The sequence below is a fragment of the Hymenobacter glacialis genome (assembly GCF_001816165.1).
GTDB classification, from domain to species: Bacteria; Bacteroidota; Bacteroidia; order Cytophagales; family Hymenobacteraceae; genus Hymenobacter; species Hymenobacter glacialis.
On the sequence record NZ_MDZC01000014.1, the window covers coordinates 17,146 to 43,061 of the forward strand.

Annotated in this window: 18 protein-coding genes; 12 read left to right on the forward strand and 6 right to left on the reverse strand. The window is 62.3% G+C overall.

From position 1 onward, the window contains the following. Positions 1–72: 72 nt before the first annotated feature. The 3 genes from BEN48_RS00720 to BEN48_RS00730 all read right to left on the reverse strand — a co-directional run bounded on the left by BEN48_RS00720 (position 73) and on the right by BEN48_RS00730 (position 3,267). Positions 73–777 (reverse strand): methyltransferase domain-containing protein, encoded by a 705-nt coding sequence (locus tag BEN48_RS00720; RefSeq protein ID WP_241502125.1) that lies wholly within the window; start codon positions 775–777, stop codon positions 73–75. A 12-nt stretch (positions 778–789) separates the two neighbouring features. Continuing rightward, positions 790–2,013 carry a type III polyketide synthase gene (locus BEN48_RS00725; RefSeq protein ID WP_317043657.1) on the reverse strand — a complete coding sequence of 408 codons (1,224 nt, stop codon included), beginning with the start codon at positions 2,011–2,013 and terminating at the stop codon, positions 790–792. Positions 2,014–2,148: 135 nt separating this feature from the next. Continuing rightward, positions 2,149–3,267 (reverse strand): NAD(P)/FAD-dependent oxidoreductase, encoded by a 1,119-nt coding sequence (locus tag BEN48_RS00730; protein ID WP_083320626.1) that lies wholly within the window; start codon positions 3,265–3,267, stop codon positions 2,149–2,151. A 211-nt stretch (positions 3,268–3,478) separates the two neighbouring features. On the opposite strand from BEN48_RS00730, the gene BEN48_RS00735 reads away from it, so the two are divergent. Next, positions 3,479–3,823 (forward strand): T9SS type A sorting domain-containing protein, encoded by a 345-nt coding sequence (locus BEN48_RS00735; protein WP_158010063.1) that lies wholly within the window; start codon positions 3,479–3,481, stop codon positions 3,821–3,823. Between the two features lie 288 nt (positions 3,824–4,111). Here BEN48_RS00735 and BEN48_RS00740 read toward each other — a convergent pair whose 3' ends face one another. From BEN48_RS00740 to BEN48_RS00750, 3 genes are all read right to left on the reverse strand, one after another. Next, positions 4,112–5,188, reverse strand: a complete 1,077-nt coding sequence (locus tag BEN48_RS00740) for a flavin-containing monooxygenase (RefSeq protein WP_070731968.1) — start codon at positions 5,186–5,188, stop codon at positions 4,112–4,114. A gap of 75 nt (positions 5,189–5,263) precedes the next feature. Further along, the gene (locus BEN48_RS00745) at positions 5,264–8,146 is read right to left on the reverse strand and encodes a PAS domain-containing hybrid sensor histidine kinase/response regulator (protein WP_070731970.1); all 2,883 of its coding nucleotides are present in this window, start codon (positions 8,144–8,146) and stop codon (positions 5,264–5,266) included. 70 nt (positions 8,147–8,216) lie between these two features. After that, the gene (locus tag BEN48_RS00750) at positions 8,217–9,575 is read right to left on the reverse strand and encodes a sigma-54-dependent transcriptional regulator (protein ID WP_070731972.1); all 1,359 of its coding nucleotides are present in this window, start codon (positions 9,573–9,575) and stop codon (positions 8,217–8,219) included. A gap of 548 nt (positions 9,576–10,123) precedes the next feature. Between BEN48_RS00750 and BEN48_RS00755 the strand changes: the two genes are divergently transcribed. The 11 genes from BEN48_RS00755 to purF all read left to right on the forward strand — a co-directional run bounded on the left by BEN48_RS00755 (position 10,124) and on the right by purF (position 25,820). Then, complete coding sequence (locus tag BEN48_RS00755; protein ID WP_158010064.1) at positions 10,124–12,190, forward strand: T9SS type A sorting domain-containing protein; 2,067 nt, start codon at positions 10,124–10,126, stop codon at positions 12,188–12,190. A gap of 293 nt (positions 12,191–12,483) precedes the next feature. Next, positions 12,484–13,365 carry a DNA/RNA non-specific endonuclease gene (locus BEN48_RS00760; protein WP_070732134.1) on the forward strand — a complete coding sequence of 294 codons (882 nt, stop codon included), beginning with the start codon at positions 12,484–12,486 and terminating at the stop codon, positions 13,363–13,365. Positions 13,366–14,118: 753 nt separating this feature from the next. Then, entirely contained in the window at positions 14,119–14,967 is an 849-nt protein-coding gene (locus BEN48_RS00765) for a dihydroorotate dehydrogenase (RefSeq protein WP_070731976.1), read from the forward strand. Between the two features lie 44 nt (positions 14,968–15,011). Beyond that, positions 15,012–15,791, forward strand: coding sequence for an orotidine-5'-phosphate decarboxylase (gene pyrF, locus BEN48_RS00770; RefSeq protein WP_070731978.1), 780 nt, complete (start codon positions 15,012–15,014; stop codon positions 15,789–15,791). Between the two features lie 79 nt (positions 15,792–15,870). Then, a complete protein-coding gene (gene pyrE, locus BEN48_RS00775; protein ID WP_206599800.1) occupies positions 15,871–16,440 on the forward strand; it encodes an orotate phosphoribosyltransferase in 570 nt (189 codons plus the stop codon). 191 nt (positions 16,441–16,631) lie between these two features. After that, positions 16,632–19,697: an AIR synthase-related protein gene (locus BEN48_RS00780; protein ID WP_070731980.1), complete on the forward strand. Its 3,066-nt coding sequence runs from the start codon at positions 16,632–16,634 to the stop codon at positions 19,695–19,697. Between the two features lie 41 nt (positions 19,698–19,738). After that, positions 19,739–20,674, forward strand: a complete 936-nt coding sequence (locus BEN48_RS00785; protein WP_083320644.1) for a phosphoribosylformylglycinamidine synthase subunit PurQ — start codon at positions 19,739–19,741, stop codon at positions 20,672–20,674. An 18-nt stretch (positions 20,675–20,692) separates the two neighbouring features. Further along, positions 20,693–22,111: a phosphoribosylaminoimidazolesuccinocarboxamide synthase gene (locus BEN48_RS00790; protein WP_070731981.1), complete on the forward strand. Its 1,419-nt coding sequence runs from the start codon at positions 20,693–20,695 to the stop codon at positions 22,109–22,111. A gap of 106 nt (positions 22,112–22,217) precedes the next feature. Next, a complete protein-coding gene (gene purD, locus BEN48_RS00795; protein WP_070731983.1) occupies positions 22,218–23,480 on the forward strand; it encodes a phosphoribosylamine--glycine ligase in 1,263 nt (420 codons plus the stop codon). Between the two features lie 138 nt (positions 23,481–23,618). Continuing rightward, complete coding sequence (gene purN / locus BEN48_RS00800; protein ID WP_241502126.1) at positions 23,619–24,200, forward strand: phosphoribosylglycinamide formyltransferase; 582 nt, start codon at positions 23,619–23,621, stop codon at positions 24,198–24,200. A 117-nt stretch (positions 24,201–24,317) separates the two neighbouring features. Beyond that, the gene (gene purF / locus BEN48_RS00805; RefSeq protein ID WP_070731985.1) at positions 24,318–25,820 is read left to right on the forward strand and encodes an amidophosphoribosyltransferase; all 1,503 of its coding nucleotides are present in this window, start codon (positions 24,318–24,320) and stop codon (positions 25,818–25,820) included. The last annotated feature ends 96 nt before the right edge of the window (positions 25,821–25,916 follow it).

Consider the following 25,916-nt stretch of genomic DNA (forward strand, 5'->3'; position numbering starts at 1 on the left):
CAACCCGAGCCGCAGGCTCGCCGCCAGTCGGCAGCGCGTCGCAGACGCGCGCCAGCAATTGTCTGCTCCCTGTTAATTAAAAATAATCACCTGCCAGCGGAACGCCCAGCGCCAGCGGAGCTTGTAGTGGCGGATGCCCGCCCGCGCCAGTAGCGCCACCCAGTCCTGCCGCCGGAAGGCCCGGGCCACCGACAGCGGCGCGTCATGCCGCACCAGGTAGGAGCCGCCCAGCAGCCGCGTGAGCCATTTTATGCTGTGGTAAGCCAGCCAGTGCCGGTGCAGGTCGTTTATCACCACCGCCACCTGCGCCTGCTGCTGCCACTGCCGCAGCAGCGTCACCAACTCATCGTCCTCGAAATGGTGGCAGAACAAGCTGCAAGTGACGATGTCGTAGGGCTGAGCCTGAAATTCGGCGGAAAAAATATCGAATTGCTGGTAGCTGATTTCCGGATATTCCCGGCTCTTGGCGGCGGCGTAATCCAGCATAAAGCGGTTGGCGTCGATGCCCGTGAGGGCAACCGGTATGCGGCGCTTGCGGGCCCAATGGGCCACGTGCCGCAGGGTGTCGCCGCCGCCGCTGCCCAGGTCGGCCAGGCGCAGCGGCTTGCCCTGTGAGAAACGACTTCTCAGGCGGTCCAGGGCATTAAGCACCGGCTGGTAGCCGCCCAGCCAGGTATTGATGGTTTCCAGCTCATCAAGGTTCTGGCGCAGCGCATCGGTGGCCAGCGTCAGGTCGTCCATCAGCTCGGGGCCGGAAGCGCGGGCAGTGAGATTCACGGCGTGTGGAAATTAAACGACCTCCGCCGACTCCCTGGCCTTGCTGCTCACCGCAGTGCCGGCCGCCTCGTGCACCACTTCCAGCAGCATGGCCTCCATGGTCAGCCCCGGCCCGAAGGCGAAGCTGAGCACCGGCGCGCCGTGCTCGGCGGGCGTGGAGTGCGCCAGCACATCGCGCAGCACAAACAGCACCGTGGCCGACGACATGTTGCCATAGTCGCGCAGCACGCGGTAGGCGTGGCGGTTGTCGTCGCGGCTCAGCCCCAGCTCGGCCTCAATGGTTTCCAGAATCTTGCGCCCCCCCGGATGGATAGCAAAGTGCCGCACATCGGCCAGCTCCACGGGCAGGCTTTGCAGCAGCCCATCGGTGAGGTGGCGAATGCCGCGCTGAATGAGCTTGGGCACGTAGCTCGACAGGGTCATCTCGAACCCGAAGTCGTTGATGTGCCACGCCATGTCGTCGTGCCCATCGGGCTCGAGGCCGCAGTGGAAGGCCTGCAGGGCCAGGCTGGGCGCGCCATCGGGTAGGGGCTCGGCCTGTACCAGACACGCCGCCGCGCCATCGCCAAACAGGGCGTTGCTGATGAGGTGGTCTTCCTCCGGGCTCTTCTGAAAATGCAGGGTGCACAGCTCCACGCTCACAATGAGCACGCGGGCGTTGGCATCGGCCAGGCAAAAGGCGTCGGCCAGCTTCACGGCGTTCACGGCGGCGTAGCAGCCCATAAAGTTCACACAGGTGCGGCGCACATCGGGCCGCAGGCCCAGGGCCTGCACCAGCTCAATGTCGAGGCCCGGCGCGTACATGCCGGTGCAGCTCACCGTCACCACGTGCGTGATGCTGGCCATGGCCACGCCGGGCACCTGGCGCAGGCAGTTGCGCACGGCTTCGGTGGCCAGGGGCAAAGCCTCGCGCCGGTACACCGCCATGCGCTGCCCCACGCTGGGAAAGGGCTCCAGAGTGGGCGTGTTGGGGAAAAACGTGTACTCGCCGTTGGGGCGGCCGTAGTCGGGCAGTACCGAGTAGCGGTGCTCAATGCCTGACACCCGGTACAGGGCCCGCAGTTTGCGCGCGTCATTATCGCCAAAATCCAGCGCCTGGGCCATAAAATCGGCTATTTGCGGCTGGGCGATGCGGTGTACAGGATTGGCAGTGCCGATGGCACCTAGGTAACTCGGCATTCGGGATGAATTACAGATTCGAAAGTTGGGGGAGGGACACTCGTTCGGGCAGCTCAATGTACGGAGGCCCGCGCATCGGTAGTGCCTACCTACGGTAGAACAAACGTTTTTGCGCGGTGGTTAGATTAAATAAGCTGCATAACATTCTGGCCTTTCCCGGGCGCCGGACCGTGCTGCAAGGGCTGCCTTTACCTAAAACGCCTGGCCGTGCGTACGGCTCATCAGGGCCTGCACGGCGCCGGGCCAGTGCCGGAGCCCGCCCACCACCAGCTCACTCAGCACGGGCCCGCCAAACAGCTTCTGCACCGTGCGGCCCACCCGTAGCCGGCTGCCAAACTGCGCGTTCCAGGCGCGGGCGTAGCCGGCTTCCATGGCGGCGCGGGCAGTGGTGCCGGCCAAAAAACCGTGCGCGGCTGCGGCCGCCAGGGCCGCGCCGTGCAGCGCCATGGCCATGCCGTTGCCGCATAGCGGCGTGATGAGGCCGGCGGCATCGCCGCACATCAGCACGTGCTGCTCCACCGGCTGCTTGGGGGCAAATGAAATTTCGTTGATGACCTCCGGCTGGGGGTACAGCACCTCGGCCGCGCCCAAAATCTCCCGCAGCCGCGGGTTTTTGCTTAGTACCGCCGCCTCCATGGCCGGAATGGTGCCGTGGTTCTTCAGGTTCTGGCGGGTGGTGAGGTAGCAAAAGCACAGCTTGTCTTCCTCAATGGCCGAAATGCCCGCGTAGCCGTTGGCAAAGTTGTGCAGGGCGATGACATCGCGGGGAAAGCCCGGCAGGCGCAAGTGGTATTTCACGCCCAGGTAGGGCGAGCGCTGCGCGAAAAACGAGCGCTGCAGCTGCCGGTCCAGGTTGGCGCGCTTGCCGTAGGTGCCCAGCACCACGCGGGCCGTGAGCACGCGGCCGTCGGCCAGCGTCACGTGGTGCTGGTCGGTGGCGGCGTCGAAGGCCACGTCCGTCACAGTATTTTTCAGGTAGAACGTAACGCCCCGCGCCAGGGCCAGGCGGTACAGAAAATCGTCCAGCACGTAGCGGCTTACGCCAAACCCGCCCAGGTCGAGCCGGGCCGTGAGCGTGCGCCCGCCCGGCGACGACAGCAGAAACTGCTCAATGGCGGCCGGGGCCAGTGCGGCCGGGTCGGCGTGGAGGCGCCGCAGGTAGGGCAGCACCTCGTTGCTCACGTATTCGCCGCACACTTTATGGAATGGGTACTGCTTGCGCTCCACCACCGCCACCCGGTGCCCGCGTCCCGCTAAATCCAAAGCGGCAGCCAGCCCGGCCAGTCCGCCGCCAATCATTAAAATATCCACTTAAAATGTTAAAAAAGAGAGAACCATGAACAGCGGCCTAGCGTAATCTATCGAAGTTTCTGCATATATTACTAGCGCTTGCGGGTTCATGGTCCTACCTTTGCCAACTAAAACCGCCGCCACTCGTTAATCCTGAGCGCCCCGCGCTTGTTTCTGCCGACCTCTAATTATTACTATGATGCAACGCTTACTATTACCATTGATTTTTTTCATGTGCTTCGGCCTCAGTCTGGGCACCCTGTTCAACGCCCCGGCGGCGGCAGCTACCTTGAGCCGCCCCGGCCAGCAAACCAAACCCGGCGACGATAAAACCCTGCTGCTGTACCCCAACCCCAGCACCGGCATCGTGCACCTCACCATCAATAACCTGCAGGGTAAAAAAGTGCAGCTGAGCGTACTCAACGTCATTGGGTCGGTGATGTACCGCGAAACGCTCACCGAAATGAACGACCGCTACACCAAAATGCTGGACCTGAGCAAATTTGCCAACGGCCTGTACTACGTCCGTCTCGAAGCCAACAACACCAGCCAGATGTGCAAGCTGGTAATTCGCTAAGGAGCCAAACCATCAACACGTTATTCACAAAAAAAAGCAGCCCTGGAGCTGCTTTTTTTTGTGACTTGTTTCTGCAATTAATACTACTTCACCCGAACGCGTACGGGAGCGAGCTTGGGCTTGGCAGAAGAGAGTGTGTCGGAAATGAGCGCGAAAATGGCGGCGAATACGCCGAGCATGACAATAACCATAATGGTATAGGCGAATCAGGTGAATGAAAACGGACCCTTACTGGGGGCTGTTTCTGGTTTACTCAACCCGGAAAGCCGGGCCGGGGTTTCAATAACATTAGGGCATCTGCAATAACCTGGCCACAACCCGCTTGGCATCGGGCCCGGCCCCATTGAGCAGCGCCGAGCGGCGGCTGTCCAGCCAGTCGAGCCCCAAAAAAGCCACCCCCGGTGCCTCCGTGAGCCCCCGGTAATGGCGGGGCTGGCCATCGGCCTCCAAAACAGGCAGGTCTATCCAGGAATAATCGGGCTGGTAGCCCGTGGCCCACACCACCGCGTCCAGCGGAGGAGTAGTCACCTGCCGGCCTTGTATGGCACCGGTTGGCAGCGCGCCATCGGCCCTGCCAATAAACCGCGCGTTTGCAAACCCGCGCAGCTTTTCCAAATCTCCGCTCACCACCGGCTCCGGGTTGCTGATCATCTTGCGGCCCAGCCAGGAGTGGCGCGACACGGCCAGCAGCCCGGTAAGGACAAGTCCAGCCCACATCAGCTGGCCGTTGGGCATGGCCGGGGTCTGCTCATCAAAAGCCACAAACACGGGGCGGCCGGTAGCGGCCACATCGGCGGCTATCTGCAACGCGGAGTTGCCGCTGCCCACCACTGCCACCGGGCCGCTGCCCGGCAGCTGAGTGGGGCGCTGGTAGTCGCGGCTGGGCAGCTGGGTTACCGCGGCCGGCATATCTGTGGCCCAGGCCGGCACCTTGGGTGTGGTATAAGGCCCCGTGGCCACAATTATCCGGCTGGCATGGTAGGTGCGGCCGGCGGCGGTGCACACGGCATAGCCCGCCCCGCTGGTGGAAGCAGTCAGCTGGGTCACGCGCTGGTTCACATCCAGGGGAAACGCAAAGTGTGCCGCGTAGCTGCGCAGGTACGCGGTGGTTTCGTCGCGGGAAGGGTAATGCAGGGGGGTGGCCGGCCAGGGCAGGCCCGGCAGGCCGCTCACCCAGGCCGGCGAAAACAGCCGCAGCGAATCGTATCGGGCCGGCCACGCGGCACCTGCCGCGGGCGCGGCTTCCAGCACTCGAAAGTCGATGCCGGCCTGCTGCAGGTAGTACGCGGCGGCCAGCCCCGCCTGGCCAGCCCCAATCACAAGGGTATTGGTTTGAATGGGGGGCAGTGCTGAAGATTCGCTCATGTAAGGATAAGGGGAGGGGCAGAGGCGCAGGTTGACGCTCAGCCAACCCGCTCGGACATCACAACGCTGGAAGGGCTATTGCTGTTCCGGGAACTCCTGCTGGAGCTCGGCCATTACCTGCTCGGTCACGGCACGCACCTGGGCCACCTGCTCAGCGGCCTGCTTGGGGGCGGGCGGGGTGGTTCCGTAGGCTTCTACTTCCCGAATGGTGTGACGCAGGCTTTCTACCCCCAAGCCGTCGAGTGAGCTTTTGAGGTGGTGGGCGGCGTCGCCCACGGCTTCCCAGTCGGGCTTAATCAGGGCTTCGTCGAGGGCGGTGAGAATGGCGGGCGTGGTTTCGATGAAAGCCCAGGCAAGACGTCGAATAATGGCTTCATCGCCGCGCACCAACTGGCGCACGTTGCTTAAGTTGTATAGAGGGGTTGCAGAGGACATAGCGGCAGGTGTGAGAGGCACTAAGGAAGTGGTATGCGTAGTGTGGCGGGTCAAAACAGCCTGCATGGCCTGAAGAAGCTGTTCTTCCCGATAAGGCTTGGCAAGATAGCCTGCAAAGCCAGCCGCTACCAGGCGTTCGGCCTCGCCCGCCTGGGCCCGCGCCGTGAGGGCAATGACGGGCGTAGCGGCTTTGAGGGCATTAGGGTGTTCGCGCAGGGCACGGGCGGCGGTCTCGCCGTCCATAACAGGCATTTGAATATCCATCAGCACGAGGTCGAACGGGCGTTGCTCGAACAACTGAATGGCAGCCTGGCCACTGGCGGCCGTGGTCACCTGCCAGCCCCAGTTGCGCAGCACGGTTTCGGCCAGCAGGCTGTTCACCATGTTGTCTTCTACCAGCAGCACGCGGCCAATGGCCGGGGCCGCAGTGGTCGCGGCCAGAGCTGTTGTACTATCGGGCTCGGCTTCGGGCACTGGCGGGAAGGCCAGCGTAAAGGCAAAGGTGCTGCCCTCGCCCAGCTCGCTGGTCACCCGCAGCACGCCGCCCATTAGGGTCACGAGGCCTTCGGAAATACTCAGGCCCAGCCCCGAGCCGCCGTATTCGCGGTCGGTGCTGGCGGCGGCTTGCGCAAACGGCTCAAATACCTTGTCCAGGGTTTCGGGCGCTATGCCCACGCCGCTGTCGCTCACCGTGAATTGCAGCCACAAGGTGCCCGCCGGCTCCGAATGCCGGGGCGGAGCCGACACGTGGCGGCAGCGCAGCAGCACCTGGCCCGCATCCGTAAATTTGATGGCGTTGCTCACTAAATTCAGCAACACCTGCCGCAGCCGGTGGGCATCGCCTAACAGGCGGGGCAGGTGCGTGGGTTTGTCCACGCGCATGCGCAGGCCTTTTTTACGGGCCTGCGGCCGCAGCAGCGCGGCGCAGCCCATGAGCAAATCCTCAGGGCTGAAGGGCTGGGCCTCAGCTCGCAGCTTTCCGGCGCCGAGACGGGCCGTCGTCAGTACGTCGTTGAGCACCGTGAGCAGGTGCTCCGCCGACTCGCTCAGCAGGCGCAGGTAGTCGTGTTGGCTGCGGCTGAGCGAGGTTTTTGCCAATATGCTGGTCAGGCCCAGGATGCCGTGCAGCGGGGTCCGGATTTCGTGGCTCATGTTGGCCAGGAAGTCCTGCTTGGCCTGGGAGTCCACCTCGGCTTCGCCCACCGCCGCCTCTAGGGCCCGCTGCATCAGCTTCAGCTCGGTAATGTTGCTGTCCACGCCCAGTACCTGCGCCGTGCCGTCGGAGCGCACAAAGAGGCGCTTCACGCTGCTGAACCACGCCACCTCCCCGTCGGGGTAGGTGTAGCACTCTTCCAGGGTCAGGTCCTGGCCGGTGGCCAGTACCTGCTGGTCCTGGCTGAGGTAGCGGTCTGTTTCGGGGTTGTATACCACCCGTGTGTTGGTTTCGCCGTAGCACACCAGTTCATCGGGTGTCATGCCGTAGAGGGCGGCCATGGCGCGGTTTGCCAGCAGGTAGTTGCCGTGGCCGTCTTTTAAGTAAACGGGGTGGGGCAGGGCGTCAATCACCTGGCGAAACAGGCGGTGCTGCTCGGCCAGCTTATCGGCGGCGGCCTGGCTCTGGGCATCGGTTGCCCGCCGCTCCGTTACGTCTTCGGCCACGCCAATAATGCTTGTTACCTGGCCCTGGGCATCGCGGGCAAAGGGCGTGTGGGCGCTCCGCAGCCAGCGCGTGGTGCCGTTGCGGTGCTGCACGGCAAACTCCAGGGCGAGGGTAGCGCCGTCGGGCAGTTGGGCCACTTCCTGGAAATGTGCCCGCAGCTGCACCAGCGTGTCCTCGGGCACAATGCTTGGCAGCAGCGTATCGTCGCGGAATTCCATCAGCTCTGCGCTGCTGAACCCCAGGAACTGGTCAATGCGCTGGTTGGAGTACGTACTGCGTTCCTCGCGCAGGTCGTAGATGTAAATGAGGTTCGGCACCAGGTCTACTACCTGGCGCAGGAGGTGGCGGCTTTGGCGTAGGTTTTCCACCGCTGCGCGGTGCCGGGTCACGTCCTCGGCGCTGCCCATTACTTCGCGTACCTGGCCATTGGGCCCGAAACCACTGGCCCGGAGGCGGATGCGCAGCCAGCGCCAGCTGCCGTCGCGGTGGCGGAAGCGACAATCCCACGTCAGGGCCCGGTTGCCGGCCAGCACGTGGTGCAGGTCGTTGCGCTGGAAATGGGCCAGGGAGTCGGCGTGCAGCATGGTTTTTCCCAAGGCCTGGCCCATGGTTAGCAGCTCCTGGCTGGAATAGCCCAGCACTGTATGGCAGTGCCGGTTGCAGTGCAGCAGGTGTTGGTGCTCCACATCGTAGCTGAACAGGATGAGCGGCACCCGGTCGGCCAGGCCATTGCCAAAGAGGGGCGCCGAGCTGCCGCCGCTTTCCACTGCGGGCACGGTGCTGCTGGCCGTGGTGCGGGCTATACGAGCAGCTACTCGGCGCACGGCCGGAACCGCCGCCCGGCGGGGAAAACGAGGGCGCATAAGGCAGGAGCTCGGCTAAACGGGAGGAATCAGACGTAAATAAAGGCAATAGCGCCGGTCGTTTCCGGTTTCAGGCCAAGTGAAGCTCGCGCTGCTGCAGCATGCGGTAGATGGTGGACTTGCCAATGCGCAGCTTCGCGGCCACGGCCAGCACGTCGCCACCCATCTCGTCCAGGCAATTCTGCACAATGGCCGTGGTTTGGTCACGCAAGGAAAGCTGACTGCTCGCGCTCACGGCGGCGCGGCCCTCGCGCAAGGGCAAGTCGGTGGCCTGAATCTGTTCGCCGTCGGCTAGCACTGCGGCCAGCTCCACCACCGCTTTCAGCTCCCGCACGTTGCCCGGAAAGGCATGGCTCATGAGCAGGCTGCGAGCTCCTTCGGAGAGCTGGCGCGGCGTGAGGTTGTTGAGCGCACAAAATTCCCGCACGAAGGCTTCGGCCAGCAGCAGCACGTCGTTGCCGCGCTGGCGCAGCGGGGGCAGGGCCACCGGCAGGCCCAGCAGGCGGTAGTAAAGGTCTTCGCGGAAGCGGCCGGCCTGCACTTCGGCCAGCAGGTCGCGGTGGGTGGCCACAATCAGGCGCACATCAAAGGCCACCGACTGGTTGCCGCCCACGCGCGTGACTTCCCGTTCCTGGAGCACGCGCAGCAGCTTGGCCTGCAGGCTCAGGTCAAGGTCCGCTATTTCGTCAAGAAACAGCGTGCCGCGGTTGGCTTCTTCCAGCCGGCCCACGCGCCGGGCCACGGCGCCCGTGAAGGCGCCTTTCTCGTGGCCAAACAGCTCGCTCTCCACCAGCTCGCGGGGGATGGCGGCCATGTTGACGGCCACAAATGGCTGGCTGGACCGGCCCGACTGAAAGTGAATGGCTTTGGCCACCAGCTCTTTGCCAGTGCCCGTTTCGCCGCTCACGCTCACCGTGATGGTGGTGCGGGCGGCTTTGGCAATGAGGGAATGCACCTGCTGCACCGAAGCGTGCTCGCCCAGAATGGCCTGCCCAGGGTTGTAGCGGGCGCCTATCTGCTGGCGCAGGCGGTTGTTTTCGCGCCGCAGGCTGGCCTGTTCGCTCACCTTGCCCACTATGTTCCAGAGGCGGTCGAGCGTGTTTTCGTCCTTCACCAGGTAGTCGTAGGCGCCTTGGCGCAGCATGCTCACGGCCGTGTTCACGTCCTCCTGGCCCGAAATGACAATGACTTCGGTGGCCGGCAGCCGCTCGCGGATTTGCCGGAGTACCTGCTCGCCCTTGCTGTCGGGCAGGGAATAGTCGAGGGTGATGAGGTCGGGCAGCTCGCCGAGCTGGTCGAGGCAGGCACGGGCGGTGGTAAATCGGTATACGCTGTGGTCGGGGTTTTGGCCCAGGCGATGCTGCAGCAGTTCGCCATACCACTCGTTGTCCTCGACCACAAAAATTTTGAATGGTAGGGATGAAGCCATGCTTGGAATGATTTAGGTAGAACTCAGTTCAAGCGGTTCCAGACTGGTGGTTAGTCCGATTTCCGTAGTAGTTAGCGCGTAGCTATTGGAAAAATTATATTGATAAAATTAAGCTATTGCAAACGCTCGTTAAAATCATACCGACGAAACGAGGCATATACGCGTCGAGTATGCATTTGGATTAGTACCAAAAAAATTTTTGCTTCTCAGTTTGAGAACAAATTCCAGTAATGGGAGCACCGCTAAAATATTGCTTGATAACTATGTAATTGACTGTTAGCTCAACAGGAAGTGTCCTAGCGCATGGCTGCCGAATTGCATGAAGGTGAAAGACAGTGTGCCAATTGCTTAAATATTTTTCATCGATTACTATGCGAATATTTACTCTTCCTTCCGTCTTACTGGCTCGGGTCCGGGTTCTCTCCCTTGTAGCAGCTCTTTGTTTGGTGCTGGGCAGTGCATTTGCCACTCGGGCATCAGCCCAGTCCTTGCCCGCCTATTATTCAACGGGCAGCAACGTATTTCAAATTACGCAGCCCTCGCCCCAAGTGACAGGCAGCGGAAACGTGACGGCTGGCCTGAACGCCTCGGATAGTGACTTCAGCACCTTTGCTGTCCTCCGGACCGACGCGAACCTGACGTTGGGCAATCCCGTGGGGCTGCGGCTGAAACTCACGGGTGTGGCGCCGGCCGGCTACCGCGCCGGGGTGCTGCTGGCCAACGCCAGCGGCCTGCTCAGTCTCAACGCGCTGGGCACCGTTACGCTGCGCACCTACCTGAGCGGGGCCACGCCCGAGCTGCGCGAAGAAAAGGTGGTGCGCGCCGACGTGGTGCGTGCCTCTCTGCTGGCCACTGACCGTCCCACGCAGTTGGAATTCTCGTCGTCCAAGTCGTTTGATGCTGTGGAGATTGAAATTGGCGGATTGGTCGGCGTCAACTACACCACCAACATCTACTATGCCTACGGGGTGCTGCCGGGCGTGCAAACCCGGGCAGCGGGTTACCTGTCGCAATTCGCCGCACCCACCAGCGCCGAGTACAACACCCGGGACTACACGGGCCTGGCATGTGTGCTCACCGATGTGGATAATCCGGAGCGCGTGGCGGACTTTGACCTGACCAACTTCGCCACGTTCCGCAGCGTGCTCACCGTGGCCTGCCAGCCCTCGCTGCGCACCAAACTGGCGGGCGTGCCGGCCAGTGGCGTTCCGGCCGGCCATTACGCCGGGTTTGTGGTGGGGCAGGCGGGGCTGCTCGATGCGGGCGTGCTCAGTGGCTTGCGGGTGAGTACCTACCGCAACGGTGCGCTGCAGGAGTCCCGCACTGGCACCGGCCTGCTGGAACTGGACGTGCTTCCGGGCGGCAAAGCCCAGGTGTCGTTTCCAGCCACCCTGCCCTTCGACGAAGTTGGTATTTCGCGGACGGGCCTGCTCACCGCCGTCGACAATTTGAACATTTACTACGGTTTTGGCTTGCAGCCGCAATTTTTTGAGGGCTTGAACCCCGTGCTTACTGATGTTACGGCCCCTACCTCGCCCGAGCAATACCTGGCCAGCGCCCCGCAAACCATTTCGCTCTTAGGTCTGGTGGTAACGCTCTCGCGGGTGGTTGACCCGGAGAACGCCGCCGATGGCATCTTGACGAACTTCGCGCAGCTAAATACCACGGGTCTGGGACTTATTACTGAAACGGCCAAGGCCAGCCTGCGGCTGAAACTTAACGGCACCGGCCGCGCGGGCAACCGCGTGGGCGTGGTCATTCAGCAGGGTGCGGGGCTGCTCGACCTGGCCGCACTCCAACGGCTGACCCTGCTCACCTACGACGCCGACAAAAATCTCATCGAAACCAAGACCGGGTCAGCCTTGCTCACGGTGAGCTTGCTGGCCGGTTCGACGGACAAGTTCAAGGTTTCGTTTCTGGCCACGCGCGACTTCCAGTACGTCGCGCTGGAAGTGAACAGCGCCGCATCCGTTTCATCCAACACACGGCTGTATTACGGGTTTGCCGAGGACGTGCCCCTGCTCTCGTTTGCGGCCCCGCTGCCCGTGGAACTTTCGGCCTTCACCGGCCGCTGGGCCAACGGTGCTGCCACCCTCAACTGGGCCACCGCCTCCGAAAAAAACAGCAGCCACTTTGTAGTGGAGCGGTCCACGGGCAGTAATGCCGGCTTCCAGGCCATTGGGCAGGTGCAGTCGGTGGGCAACAGCAGCCGTGCCCAGACTTATACGCTGCGCGACGAGGAAGCCGCTTCCCAGGGCGTAGCCGTGCTCTACTACCGCTTGCGGCAGGTAGATGTAGACGGCAAGCAGGCCTTCTCACCCGTTGTTTCGGTAGTGGTAGACCAGCGCAGCAGCACATCGCGGCTGCAAGTGTACCCCAACCCTACCTCCGACGTGCGTTCCGTGATGATTCGCCTGCAGGACCTGCCCGCCGGCAGCACCGTGCAGACCTACTCGCCGCTCGGCCGGCTGGTAAGCCGGATGCCGGTAACCGAAGCCGGGGCAACCCGCCTGGTGCTGCCTGCCACGTTGGCCCCCGGCATGTACTACGTGGTGCTGCGCGGCGCGAGCGGGCAAGTGCTATCCACGCAACGCCTCGCGGTAGAGAGCCGCTAAAGCACCTCTCTTTTCGGCAACCACAGGGCCCCGCTGGTACTTCCAGCGGGGCTTTTTATGCCGGCCCACCTGGTATTGCCAACACCCAAAAATGGACCTGTACGAATTTATTACGCCAAAGTAAAGCCAGCGCTTATAGTGCTATAGGGTTGTGTAAAAAGCACATAATGTTATAGGTTGCCTCATTGCCGGCGTCTCTTTCTGCGCGTAACATTGTGGCAGGGTTAGCGAAGCTCCTGCCGGACACCTTCGCTGCCACCATTCACCTCATCATTTTCCTGTTTCGCTCACCTATGAAGCTTACTTGTATCAGAATTAGTAGCCTGGCGCTGCTCGTGGCGTTGGCCACTTCGTGTTCGAAACAGGAGATGACTCCCGAAGCCGGACCCACTGCCGCTGTAGTGGCCCAAGATGCTACCCGCGACAGCCACCTGGCCATGGGCAACCCCAGCGGTGCCACCACCAATACCACGTACTACTACAACTACCTGCTATCCAAGTCGCAGTATGCTATGTCCTACCACCGCGACCGGGGCACGCCCAACTGGGTGAGCTGGCACCTGAGCAGCGCTTGGCTGGGCAGCACCCCGCGCCAGGACGATTTCCGCGCCGATGCTACGCTGCCAAGCGGCTGGTACCGCGTGGGCGGCAGCAGCTACTCGGGCTCGGGCTTTGACCGCGGCCACCAGACCCCCAGCGCCGACCGCACCGGTTCCGTTACCGACAACTCGGCCACGTTCCTCATGTCCAACATGATACCCCAAGCCCCCAACAACAACCAACGGAGCTGGGCCAGCCTGGAAAACTATTGCCGCACCCTAGTGGGCCAGGGCTACGAGCTCTACATTATTTGCGGTAGCTATGGTAAGGGCGGCGATGGCACCAATGGCTACGCCACCACCATTGATGCGGGCCGCGTGACCGTGCCCAACCGCACCTGGAAAGTTGTGGTGGTGCTGCCCGAAGGAAGCAGCGATGCCGGCCGCGTAAGCACCAGCACCCGCATCATCGCCGTAAACATGCCCAACTCCAACACCATCAATACGGACTGGGGCACCTACCGCTGCACGGTCAATTCCATCGAAGCAGCCACGGGCTACAACATCATGTCGGCCGTGTCTACGGCCGTGCAGGACGTCATCGAAGCCCGCACCGATACCGGCCCGACTTCTTGAGTGGCGCCGGGGCCGTAAAAGCCCGCGCTGCACAAAAAAGCCCGTGGTACTCAGCTGAGTACCACGGGCTTTTTTGTGCAGCCAGAAGCTACGGAGGCTTCAGGAGCGGAATAAAGAGGTCAAAGTTACGGCTTTACCCAAATGAAGTGCAAACGCAAAAAATTGTTATAAAAAGATTGACAGCACGATACCCATTCTAAATCCCGGCTATCTCGGTTAATTCGCAGAAAATGAGAAGCGAAAAAAAATCGAAAAAAAACGTAATAAAAACGCAGCATAGCTAGGGGATTCGTCCGGCAAAATGATTTCGTAATTTTGCATCGTGCTTCAACCCAATCACCATTTGATGAAGTGCGGAACGCTGAACACAGCCCCGCAACGAGACCAGAAGGTGTTGGCCGCTGTCGGTTTTGCCGATTTTGATTCCGTTTTTTTTGGTTGTTGCCCCGCTACCGTTTCGTGATTCGAAACGGTTTTTTTTATGTCCAATCGGGTTGGCTTGCCCAGCCCTGTCTCAATAAATAACCCTCTTTTGACGTCCACACAAAAGCGACAGCGTTATCTGAATTGTATTTAGGAGTTGCTGGTTGTCAGTTGGTAGCGAATGGGTTGGGCCTTGCCCGGCTCGCGGCTGGCCACTGACAACCAGCAATTGTTTCCCCGCTGTGCTAACTTCAGGAAGCGGAATTTCCCGGTTGACCGCGCTGTCACACGGCCTGACAACTAACCACGAGCAACGAACAACTGAAGACTATGAAACTCGGCGCCATTACGTTACAAAATTCGGTATGCCTGGCCACCGCTCCCTGGGAGCTGGACGGCACCGGCTACGAGCAGCTGGGCGCCATCTTCACCAAAACGGTGACCATGGAGCCCCGCGCCGGCCTGCCCGGCGACGAAGGCATTCTGCAGGTAGCCGACCAAACCCTGCTCAACCGCACCGACCTGCGCATTGAAGGAGCCGAGCTGCTGGTGCACGAGCACCTGCCGCGCCTGTGCCGCTTCGGCGTGCCGGTGTTTGTGAGCATCACAGCGCCCGGCGTGCCGGGCTTCCGCAAGATTGCGCGCTACCTGCAGCGCGAGGCCGGCGAGCAGCTGGCCGGCGTGGAAGTGTACATCACGGCCCCGCATTCTGGCGCGGGCCCCGACATCACGGCCCGCTACGTGCGCGAAGCCACCGAAGCCGTGCGCACCGAATTGCGCGACGACGCGGCCGTGATTGTGAAGCTGCCGCCGTGGCCCGACCACATCCGGGGCCTGGCCCTGGGCGCGCAGGAGGGCGGCGCCACCGCGCTGGCCGCCACCAATACCCTGAAAGTGCTGCACCTGCCTGCCAATCCCAACGCCGCGCCGCTGGTGGGGGGGCTATCGGGCGAGGCGTTGCGGCCGTTGTCCCTGCGCTGCGTGTGGGAGCTGGCGAATGACGAGAAGCTGCAGCTTCCTATTTTTGGAACGGGTGGTATTTTTACCTTGCGCGACGTGGAAGACTACCTCCGGGTGGGCGCCCAGGCCGTGCAGGTGGCCAGCGGCGAATGGTTGTCGCCGGGCCTATCGGCGCGGCTGGCTTCGGAAGTAGCCCACAAAGCACCCATTGCCCGCTAGCCTGATTCGTACTTCTTTTCCATCCAAACTTCCCGCCCTTTCCGATGCAAAAGCTCCTCAACCGCGTTCAAACTGCCAACTCCCTGCTGTGCGTGGGCCTCGACCCCACCGGCGACGACGCTACCGTGGCCCAGCGGCTGCGCGAAGTGGTAGCCGAAACCGCAGCTTACGCGGCCGCTTTCAAACCCAACTTGGCGTTCTTTCTGAGCCGTGAAAACGGAGTGGCCCTGCTCCAGCAAACAGTACAAAGCATCCCCGATGATATTCCCGTGATTCTGGACGGCAAGTTTGGCGACATTGCCAACACCGCCGAGCAGTACGCGCGCTTCGCCTACGACATCGTGGGCGCCGATGGCGTGACCGTGAACCCCTACATGGGCGACGACACCATCCGGCCCTTTGGCCGGCCCGGCAAAATCGTTTTTTCCCTTGCCAAAACCTCCAACAAGCCCGTGCACGGCCTGCAGGATGCTGCCATGACGCGCGGTGGCTCCATCAGCGACTGGGCCGCCCGCCTGGCCAAGCTCATGGACGAGGAGCTCACCGAGTCCACTGTGGGCTTAGTGGTGGGGGCTACGGAGCCCGAAACGGTAGCCAAGCTGCGGGCCTCGTGCCCGGAGCAGTGGTTCCTGGTGCCGGGCATTGGGGCGCAGGGCGGCGACCTGTCGGCCACATTGCGGGCTGGCTTGCGCACCGACGGTAGCGGCCTGCTTATAAACTCCTCGCGGGGCATCTGGCAGGCAAAAGACGCCGGCGCTGCGGCTCGCCAGCTACAAGAAGAAATTAACCAACACCGGGTGGTAACGAGCCCTCAGTCTGAATAACCAAAAAGCCGCTTTACCGCGGCTTTTTGCGTATTAGATTTTTTGCAACCAAATGACCCTAACCACTTCAACCACAAATTTGCCCCTTGCCCTCGATGCCGAGCGGGTGGAGCAGCAGCTGCGGCAGGAAGACGCCCTGTTGCGCGGGCACTTCCGGCTGTCGTCGGGCCTGCACTCCGATACGTACGTGCAGTGCGCCCGCTTCCTGTGCCGGCCAGAACTGGCTGCGCCCGCCGCCGCCGCGCTGGCCGGCCAGATTAAGGCCGCCGGCCTGCAGCCCGATTCGGTAGTTGGCCCCGCCATGGGCGGTGTGGTGATAGGCTACGAGCTGGCCCGCCAATTGGGCGTGCCCGGTATTTTTACGGAGCGCGACGCCGATGGGCAAATGACCCTGCGGCGCGGTTTCACGATTGAGCCCGGCGAGAAAATCATCATTGCCGAAGACGTGGTGACCACGGGCAAAAGCACCTTGGAAGTAGCCAAAGTGTTGCGCGCCATGGGCGCCGAAGTGCTGGCCGTGGCTTCGCTGATAGACCGCACGGGGGGCAATGGCGGACTTGATTTCCCGCATTTCGCGCTCCTTTCAGTGCAGGCTGCGACCTTTGCCCCTGAGAATTGCCCGCTGTGCGCGCCGGCGTACCAGTGGTAAAGCCCGGCAGTCGGCCGGAAAAAGCGTTTTGATTTTTTGTTATTGGAAAAGGACGTCATGCTGAGCGAAGCCGAAGCATCTCGCTTGCAACCACTAACCAGATAATGCTAAAACGATTGATTTAATGCCACAAGCGAGATGCTTCGGCTTCGCTCAGCATGACAGTTTCCCCCTGACGTTCTGATTTCTCAATGTCCGATAACACCCCCACCACCACCCACACCATCCAACTCACGCTGAAACCCGGCCAGCACGACGGCGACGGCCAGCGCGTGGCCGAAGCCGCCGCCCGCCACCTGGGCCTGGCCACCGGCAACGTGCGCAGCGCCGCGCTCTACACCGTGCGCTATCCGCTGAGCGAAACCCAGGTGCAGGACTTTGCCACCCGCTGCCTCGCCGACCCGGTGATGCACGACGTGCGCCTGAATGAGCTGACTGCCCCCGCAGGCTTCGCCACCTACATTCTGGTGGCCCGCCGCCCCGGCGTGACCGACGACGAAGGCACCTCGGCCCAAAATGCCTTGGCTGACCTGCTGAACGAGCCGCTGGATACGCACACCCAGCACATCTTCAGCAAGCGCCTCTACCTGCTCGAAAACGACCTGCCGGAAACCGACCTGCGCCGCATTGCGGAGGAGCTGCTCGGCAACAAGCTCATCAACTGGCTGGAGGTGGGCCGCGTAGCCGATGGCATTCGGGACTACACGCCGCGCCCCGGCGGTGGGGCCGAGGCCATTACCGAAGTTATTTCGCTGACCGGCCTGAGCGATGCGGAACTGGTGCAGCTTTCGAAGGAGAACATCTACGCGCTGAACCTGGAGGAAATGCAGGCCGTGCGCGACCATTTCGCCGCCGCCGACACGCGGGCCGAGCGCCAGGCTGCCGGCCTGCCCACCGACCCCACCGATTGCGAGTTGGAAATCATTGCCCAAACGTGGTCGGAGCACTGCAAGCACAAGGAGTTTTCGGCCCTCATCAACTACAAGGACCTGGAAACGGGGGAGGAAAAGCAGGTCGATTCCCTCTTCAAAACCTACATCAAGGACGCCACTTCGGAAGTAGACCGCCAGCTGCGCGCCAACGGCAACGACTGGCTGGTGAAGGTGTTTTCGGACAACGCCGGCGCCGTGCGCATCAACGCCGATTCGCTGTTTGTGTGGAAAGTGGAAACGCACAACTCGCCCAGCGCCATTGACCCGTATGGCGGGGCCATCACGGGCATTCTGGGCAACAACCGCGACCCACTGGCCACCGGCATCGGCGGCGCGCGGCTGCTGTTCAATACCAACGTGCTGTGCTTCGGCAACCCCGAGTACGACGGGCCGCTGCTGACCGGGCAGCTGCACCCGCGTCGCATTCTGGAAGGTGTGCGCAAGGGCATTGAGGATGGCGGCAACAAGTCGGGCGTGCCCACCGTGAACGGCGCCATTGTGTTCGACGACCGGTACGCCGGCAAGCCGCTGGTGTACTGCGGCACCGGTGCCGTGATGCCCATGCAATTCGCGGGTAAAGACTCGTGGGAAAAGAACATTGATGCCGGCGACCGCATCATCATGGCTGGGGGCCGGGTGGGCAAGGATGGCATTCACGGTGCGACTTTTTCGAGCATTGAGCTGGACGAAACCGCACCCGCCACGGCCGTGCAAATCGGCTCGCCCATCACCCAGAAGCTGGCGATGGATTTCCTGATGCTGGCGGCCCGCCGCGGCCTGCTGAAGTGCAGCACCGACAACGGCGCGGGCGGCCTGTCGTCGTCGGTAGGCGAGCTGGCCGGTATTTCGGGCGGTGCGGTAGTAGAGCTGGAAAAAGTACCGCTGAAGTACCCCGGCCTGCGGCCCTGGGAGATTTTTGTGAGCGAGTCGCAGGAGCGGTTTACGCTGGTGGTGGAGCCCGGTAAAATGGCCGACATCATGGCGCTGGGCCAGGAAATGGAAGTGGAGCTGACCGACATCGGTCATTTCACGGCCGATGGATTCCTGGACGTGCGTTTCGATGGCACGCCGGTAGCGCGGCTGGATATGCACTTCCTGCACGAGGGCGTGCCGCGCAAGGTGCTGGAGGCAGAATGGACGCGGCCCACGCTGGTTGAGCCGGCTATTGCGCCTGCTACCAACTACACCGCCACCCTCGGCCAGCTGCTGGGTTCGCTCAATATCTGCTCGCGCGAGTCGGTTATCCGCCAGTACGACCACGAGGTGAAGGGCCGCACCATTGTGAAGCCGCTGATGGGCGCCACGGGCCAGGCCCCGCAGGACGCGGCCGTGGTGCGCTTCAATTTTGAGAGCTGGGAAGGCGTGGCCGTGAGCAACGGCATCTTGCCGCGCTTTGGCGACCTAGACGCCTACCACATGTCGGCGGGCGCGTTCGACGAAGCCGTGCGCCAGATTATCGCGGTAGGAGGGAAGCTCCCGAACCTGAGCCACGGCGACAATATTTTCTGGTCGGTAAACGACAACTTCTGCGTGCCCGATTCGGTGTACGACCCCATCGGCAACCCCGATGGCAAGCAGAAACTGGCCAAGCTGGTGCGCATGTGCGAAGCCCTGCGCGACGCCACGGCGGCCTACTGCATCCCGCTCACTAGCGGCAAGGACTCGATGAAAAACGACTTCAAGGCCGATGGCGTGAAGATTTCGGTACCCCCCACCGTGCTCTACTCCATGACCGCCAAAATGGAGGACGTGCGCCGGGCCATCACCTCCGACTTCAAGCAGCCCGACGACGTGGTGTACCTGCTGGGCGAAACCCACGACGAGCTGGGCGGCTCCGAATACTACGCCCTGCACGGCGAACTGGGGGCCAACGTGCCCAAGGTTGATTTCAAAAAAGCCAAGGCCCTGTACACCCTGGTGGGCCAGGCCAACGACCAGCACCTGATTCAGTCCTGCCACGACCTGAGCGATGGCGGCCTGGCCGTGGCGCTGGCCGAATGCACGTTTGGCTACAACTGCGGCGCCAGCATTGACCTGCCCGATACGGGCTTGGCGTTGCCGGCGCAGCTGTTTTCGGAGTCGCACTCGCGCTTCCTGGCCACGGTGGCGCCGGAAGATGTGGTGGCCTTTGAAGCACTTCTCGGCAGCCGGGCCACGCGCCTGGGTACCGTGACCAAGGACGTGCGCCTGGTGGTGCGCCACGGCGGCCGCGAGGTGATTTCGGCCGATACGGACGTGCTGCGCAGCGTGTGGACCAATGGCCCCGTAAACCGGCTGCTGGGCGTGGTGTCGAAACAGAACCTCAGCCACTCCAATTCGCTATAGTGGCACAAAATTCAATTCCATTGGCCCAAAAGACTTTTGAAATGGTACAAGAAGCCGCGCAGGCAGCATATAAAGTTCAATCGGAGGCACAAACCAATGTGCCGGCTTCGGCGGGTGCGGTGCGGGCGCTGATTCTGACGGGCTTTGGCATCAACTGCGAAGAGGAATTTGCCGCCGCCTACCGCATGGCCGGCGCCGAGCCCACCATTGTGCACCTCAACCAGGTGCTGCACGGGCAGGTGAGCATCCACGATTTTGATACCCTGAACTTCCCCGGCGGCTTCAGCTTCGGCGACGACCTGGGCTCGGGCGTGGTGCTGGCTAATAAGCTGCGCTACCGCCAGACCGGCGCTGGCGGCCGCACGCTGCTCGACGACATCAAGCAATTCATCGCCGACGGCAAGTTTGTGCTGGGCATCTGCAACGGCTTCCAGGTGCTGGTGAAGCTGGGCCTGCTGCCCAACCTGAGCGGCGACGTGACCCCCGAAGTGACCCTGACGCACAACGCCAGCGGCCGCTACGAAGACCGGTGGGTGACGCTGCGGGTGAACGCCAAGGCCAACACGCCCTTCCTCAAAGGCATCGACACGCTGGAAGTGCCCGTGCGCCACGGCGAAGGCCGCCTCGTGATTTCCGACGCTGCCATTCAGCAGCGCATCGAAGAAGGCGGCTTCAACTGCCTGAGCTACCTCGACGCCAGCGGCGACGGCACCGACATTTACCCCTTCAACCCCAACGGCGCCGCGCTGAATTGTGCCGGCCTCACCGACCCCACCGGCCAGGTGTTTGGGCTGATGCCGCACCCCGAAGCGTTTCTGTCGGCCTACAACCACCCCGACTGGGCCCGCCGCCGCCGGCTGAATCCGGAGGCGAGTGAGGAAGGCGAGGGCCTGCAGATTTTTAAGAACATTGTGGAGCACATTACCGACACCCGTACCGCTGCAGCTTCTGCCGCGGAATTTGCCACCCAAAACTAGTCTCCTTACGAGTCGCTAATGAACACGCTCACTCAATTTGCTTCTCCCCAGCTTGCTCTGCTGCACCGCGGCAAGGTGCGCGACAGCCTGCGCGCACCTTCCGGCGACCGGCTCATCATCGTGACGGACCGCCTCTCCGCGTTCGATTCGGTGCTGGAAACCGCTATTCCGCACAAAGGTGCCGTGCTGAACGGCTTGGCGAGCTTCTGGTTTGAAAAGACGGCTCACATCATCCCCAACCACGTCATTAAGCTGGTGGATGCCAACGCCATGCTGGTGAAGGAGGCCGAGCCCATTAAGGTGGAAATGATTGTGCGTCAGTACCTCACGGGGTCCATGTGGCGCGGCTATCAGGAGGGCCAGCGCACGTTTTCGGGCGTGACGGTGCCGGACGGACTCACCAAAAACCAGCCTTTCCCGCAGGCCATTGTGACGCCAACCACCAAGGAGGAGTCGGACCGTGAAATCACGCCCGAAAGCCTGGTGAGCGAGGGCTGGGTTACCAAAGAACTGTACGACCAGATGGCCGTGAAGGCCCAAATGCTGTTTGCCGTGGGCTCGCAGTTGCTGGCCGGGAAGGGCATCATTCTGGTAGACACCAAATATGAGTTTGGCCTGCTCAACGGCAAGCTGATTCTCATCGACGAGATGCACACGCCGGATTCTTCGCGTTTCTGGGCCGCCGAGGACTACGCCCGGAACCCCGAAACGGCCGAGCAGATGGACAAGGAGTACGTGCGGCAGTGGCTCATCGCCAACAAAAAAGACGGCCAGTACCCCCGCGCCCTCACCCCGGAGGTGGCCCAGGAAGCCAGCCGCCGCTACCTCGACATCTACAAGCGCATTGTGGGCCAGCCGCTGCCCACGGCCGAAACGGAAGCCGCCGACGCGCCCCACACCGGCCGCCAGGACACCCGCGCCCGCCTGCTGGCCAACCTCGTGCAGGCCGGCCTGATTCAGGACGCCTGGGTGAGCATTGTGATGGACTCGCCCGCCGACAAGGAGTACTGCGAGGAAATCCGCCGGCAGTTCGACGGCTACGGCGTGTTCACGCAGCTACGCGTGGCCTCGGCCCACCAAAACGGCGAAGCCATTGCCGGCATGGCCGAAATCTGGAACAACAGCATCGAGCCCGGCGTCATTATCGCCGTGGCCGGCCTGAACAACGGCCTGGGCGGTGCCTTGGCCGCCAATGTGAACGTGCCCGTGATTTCGTGCCCGCCCTATAAGGACTACGCCGAGCTGGCCCTGAACCTGAACTCCTCAGTTATCATGCCCAGCGGCACGCCCAGCCTGACAGTAGTTCGCCCCGACAACGCCGCCCAGGGAGCCCTGCGCGCCCTGAACCTGCCCCGTCTGCGCGAGCGGCTGAACAAGGACATGCTCGCCACCAAAGCCAAGCTGCGAGCAGCCGACGAGGAGTTTAAAACACTGTAACCCCACCCCAACCTCTCCCCGGTGGGGAGGGACTTTGATTCACTTAAGCCCGAATCCATCTGGCTCCCCTCCCCACCGGGGAGGGGCCGGGGGTGGGGTTAGCTACATGAATAACAACAAAACCCTTCTCCTCCTCGGCTCCGGCGCGCGCGAGCACGCCCTAGCCGAAAAGCTGACCCGCGACGGGGCCACGGTGCACGTGCTGCCCGGCAATGCCGGCATTCCGAATAGCCAATTAGGTTTCGACCCGCTGGATTTTGAGGCGGTGAAAGCCTTTGCGCAGGCCCACGATGCCAAGCTGATTGTGGTGGGGCCGGAAGCGCCGCTGGCGGCTGGCATCACCGACTTTTTTGCTGGTTCCGATATCCAGGTTTTCGGCCCGACCCGCTCGGCGGCGCGGCTGGAAAGCTCCAAAATATGGAGCAAGGAATTCATGCGCCGCCACGGCGTGGCTACGGCGCAGGCCTGGCCGTTTCGGAGCGACAATATTGCTGACGCCCGCGCCAAAGCGGCCGAGCTGGGCGGGCATGTGGTGGTGAAATACGACGGCCTGGCCGCCGGCAAAGGCGTGTACGTGTGTTCGTCGCCGGAAGAAGCGGAAGCAGCGTTTGATGATTTGCAAACGAGCTATTCGGGTTGGTTTTCCTTCCTGCTCGAAGAGAAGCTGACCGGTCCCGAAATCAGCATCATCGGTATCACGGATGGCCACGTTATCCGTTTGTTGGCTACCTCGCAGGACCACAAGCAGCTGCTGGCCGGCGACCAGGGGCCCAACACCGGCGGCATGGGCGCGTATTGCCCCGTGCCCTTCGCCGACGACAACGTGCTGGCCGCCATCCGGCGCGACATCGTAGACCCCACCCTCGGCGGTATCCAGCACGAGCAGTTCGAGTTCCGCGGCTTCCTCTACTTCGGCGTCATGCTCACGCCCACCGGCCCCAAGCTGCTCGAATACAACGTGCGCCTCGGCGACCCCGAAGCCGAAGTCCTGCTACCCGCTCTGGAAAGTAGCCTGCTCGATTTGATTGAGGGCACGCTCAACGGGACGCTGTCGCGGCAGGGCGTGGTGCAGCGGCCCGGCGCGTTTGTGGGCGTGGTGCTGGCCTCGGGCGGCTACCCGACCCCCAAATTTTCCACCGGCTTCCCCATTACCGGCCTCGACAACCTGCCCAACGACGTACGCGCCTACCACGGCGCTACCAAGCACAATGAGGCCGGAGAGCTGGTGACCAACGGCGGCCGGGTGCTCGTGCTCACTGCCCACGGCCACGACCTGGAATCGGCCACGGCCCGGGCCTACGAGGCCTGCGGTCAGGTCACGTTCCAGGACGCTTACTTCCGCACCGACATTGCCCAGCGCCAGTCCTAACCGCTGGCGTTGTAAATTGAAGCTGAAAACCAGTATATGAACAGCCCCACTTCCCAAGAGCAAATTCGTCCGGCTCCCCTCTCTTCTGGAGAGGGGCAGGGGCTGAGGTTGCACGGCGAACGGCCCAATAAAGCCCGCTTGGCCATCTTGCTCTCGGGCCGCGGTTCCAATATGCTGTCGTTGCTGGAAGCCACCAAAATCGGTGTGCTGCAGGATTTGGCCGAAGTGGTCGTGGTGTTCAGCAACAAGCCCGATGCGCCTGGCTTGGCGCTGGCCGCCGCGCAGGGCTGCCCGGTAGCCTCGCTGCCCAGCCAGGGCCGCAAACGCGAAACGTTTGATGCGGAAGCTGCGGCGCTGCTCCAGCAGTACCAGCCCGACTTGGTGGTGCTGGCGGGCTACATGCGCATCCTGTCGCCGGCCTTCATTCAGCCGTTTGCGGGCCGTATTCTCAATATTCACCCCGCCGATACGCACCAGCACCAGGGCCTGCACGCCTACGAATGGGCCTTCGATAACAAGCTGCCGGCGACCAAAATTACCGTTCACCTGGTGGATGAGGGCCTTGACACCGGGCCCATTCTGGCTCAGCAGCCCGTGGACCTGCGCGGGGCCACCACGCTGGCCGAAGTGGAGCGCCGCGGCCTTGCCGTGGAGCACGAATTGTACGCCAAAGCTTTGGCGGAATTAATCAAAACCAATACCACCAGAACGTCATGCTGAGCCTGCCGAAGCATCTCTGCCTCAATTGTAAATCAATTTATAGGATTAGTTGCGCAGTAGAGATGCTTCGGCAGGCTCAGCATGACGTTCTTCTCTAAATCAGTAATCAGAAAAGATATGTGTGGAATAGTAGGTTTTCATGGCCCCGATGACGTGGTTGCCGACATGGTGGTGGGCCTCACGGCGCTGCAGCACCGGGGGCAGGACGCGGCCGGCATCGCCACCTTCGACGGCACCTCGTTTCACCTGCATAAGGGGCAGGGCCTGGTAAACGACGTGTTCAAGCCCAAGCACCTGAAGAAGCTGAAGGGCAACAGCGGCATCGGCCACGTGCGCTACACCACGCAGGGCGCCAACGATTCTGACCTGGCCCAGCCCTTCACCACCAGCTACCCCTTTGGGCTGGCGATGGTGCACAACGGCAACGTCATCAACTTCCGCGACGTGGCCAAGCGCCTGCACGACAAGTACCACGTGCTGCCCAAAACCACCAACGACCTCGAACTCATCATGTACACCTTCGCTTCGGAGCTGCGCGTGAAAGACCTCGACCACCTCTCCGTGGTCGACATTTTCGATGCCGTGGAAACCACCCAGGAGCTGGTGGAGGGCGCTTATGCCACCATCACGCTCATTGCCGGGCACGGCCTGCTGGCCTTCACCGACCCGCTGGCCATCCGGCCGCTGGTGCTGGGCCGCCGCGACACGCCGGGCGGGCCCGTGTACGCCTTTGCGTCGGAGAGCACTTGCTTCGATTTCCTGGGCTTTGAATTTGTTGAAAATGTGGGGCCGGGTCAGGCCGTATTCATTGATAACAATTACCAGGTTCACTACAAAAATCCTTACGAGCTGCCCAAGAATTTCTGCGCTTTTGAGCAGATTTACTTTGCCCGCGAAGACTCCATTATTCACGGCCGGCTGGTGGCCCGCGAGCGGGTGCGGCTGGGCAAGCGCCTGGCCCGCAAAGTGGCCGATGCCGGCCTGAAGCCGGACATGGTGATTGACGTGCCCAGCTCCGGCTACTTTGCCGCTTCCGGGCTGGCCGAGGCCATTGGCGTGCCCTACCGCCGCGCGCTGGTGAAGAACAACCACATGGGCCGTTCCTTCATTGTGGCCACGCAGGCCGGGCGCGAGGACGTGGTGAAGAAGAAGCTCAACCCCATCCGCGAGTTTGTGCAGGGCAAGAAAATCGCCGTCGTGGACGACAGCATTGTGCGGGGCACCACCTCGCGCCGCATCGTGCGGCTGCTGCGCGACGCCGGCGCCACCGAGGTGTACTTTATTTCCAGCGCGCCGCCCATCGTGTCGCCCTGCATCTACGGCATCGATATGGCCATGAGCACCGAGCTGATTGCGGCCAACTACACGGAGGACGAAATCTGCCGCTACATTGAAGCCGATAAAGTCATCTACCAGGATTTGGAAGATTTGCAGGAGCTTTTTGCCGAAGAGAAAGGCCACGGCGGCAGCTGCTTCGCCTGTTTCTCGGGCAAGTACCCCACCGGCGACGTGACCCACTACCTGCGCCACGTGCAGGAAGAGCGCGCCAGCCACCGCCCCGAAAAAGGCAAGAAGAACCTGTCGGTAAGCGCCAAAGCGCCCGAGCCAACGGAGCATTAGTCGCTTCCTGAGGCAAGAAGGACGTCAACTCCCCTCCTCAGATGAGGAGGGGATGTGGCCGCGAAGCGGACGCTGGGGTGGTTGAAACCGTCCGCG

Bases quoted from the DNA above. Each gene is read 5' to 3' on its own strand.
- BEN48_RS00745 (WP_070731970.1), bottom strand. From the start codon at position 8,146: ATGCGCCCTCGTTTTCCCCGCCGGGCGGCGGTTCCGGCCGTGCGCCGA.
- BEN48_RS00790 (WP_070731981.1), top strand. From the start codon at position 20,693: ATGAACACGCTCACTCAATTTGCTTCTCCCCAGCTTGCTCTGCTGCAC.
- BEN48_RS00785 (WP_083320644.1), top strand. From the start codon at position 19,739: ATGGTACAAGAAGCCGCGCAGGCAGCATATAAAGTTCAATCGGAGGCA.
- purF (WP_070731985.1), top strand. From the start codon at position 24,318: ATGTGTGGAATAGTAGGTTTTCATGGCCCCGATGACGTGGTTGCCGAC.
- purD (WP_070731983.1), top strand. From the start codon at position 22,218: ATGAATAACAACAAAACCCTTCTCCTCCTCGGCTCCGGCGCGCGCGAG.
- BEN48_RS00740 (WP_070731968.1), bottom strand. From the start codon at position 5,188: ATGAGCGAATCTTCAGCACTGCCCCCCATTCAAACCAATACCCTTGTG.
- BEN48_RS00765 (WP_070731976.1), top strand. From the start codon at position 14,119: ATGAAACTCGGCGCCATTACGTTACAAAATTCGGTATGCCTGGCCACC.
- BEN48_RS00735 (WP_158010063.1), top strand. From the start codon at position 3,479: ATGTGCTTCGGCCTCAGTCTGGGCACCCTGTTCAACGCCCCGGCGGCG.
- BEN48_RS00760 (WP_070732134.1), top strand. From the start codon at position 12,484: ATGAAGCTTACTTGTATCAGAATTAGTAGCCTGGCGCTGCTCGTGGCG.
- BEN48_RS00750 (WP_070731972.1), bottom strand. From the start codon at position 9,575: ATGGCTTCATCCCTACCATTCAAAATTTTTGTGGTCGAGGACAACGAG.
- BEN48_RS00780 (WP_070731980.1), top strand. From the start codon at position 16,632: ATGTCCGATAACACCCCCACCACCACCCACACCATCCAACTCACGCTG.
- pyrF (WP_070731978.1), top strand. From the start codon at position 15,012: ATGCAAAAGCTCCTCAACCGCGTTCAAACTGCCAACTCCCTGCTGTGC.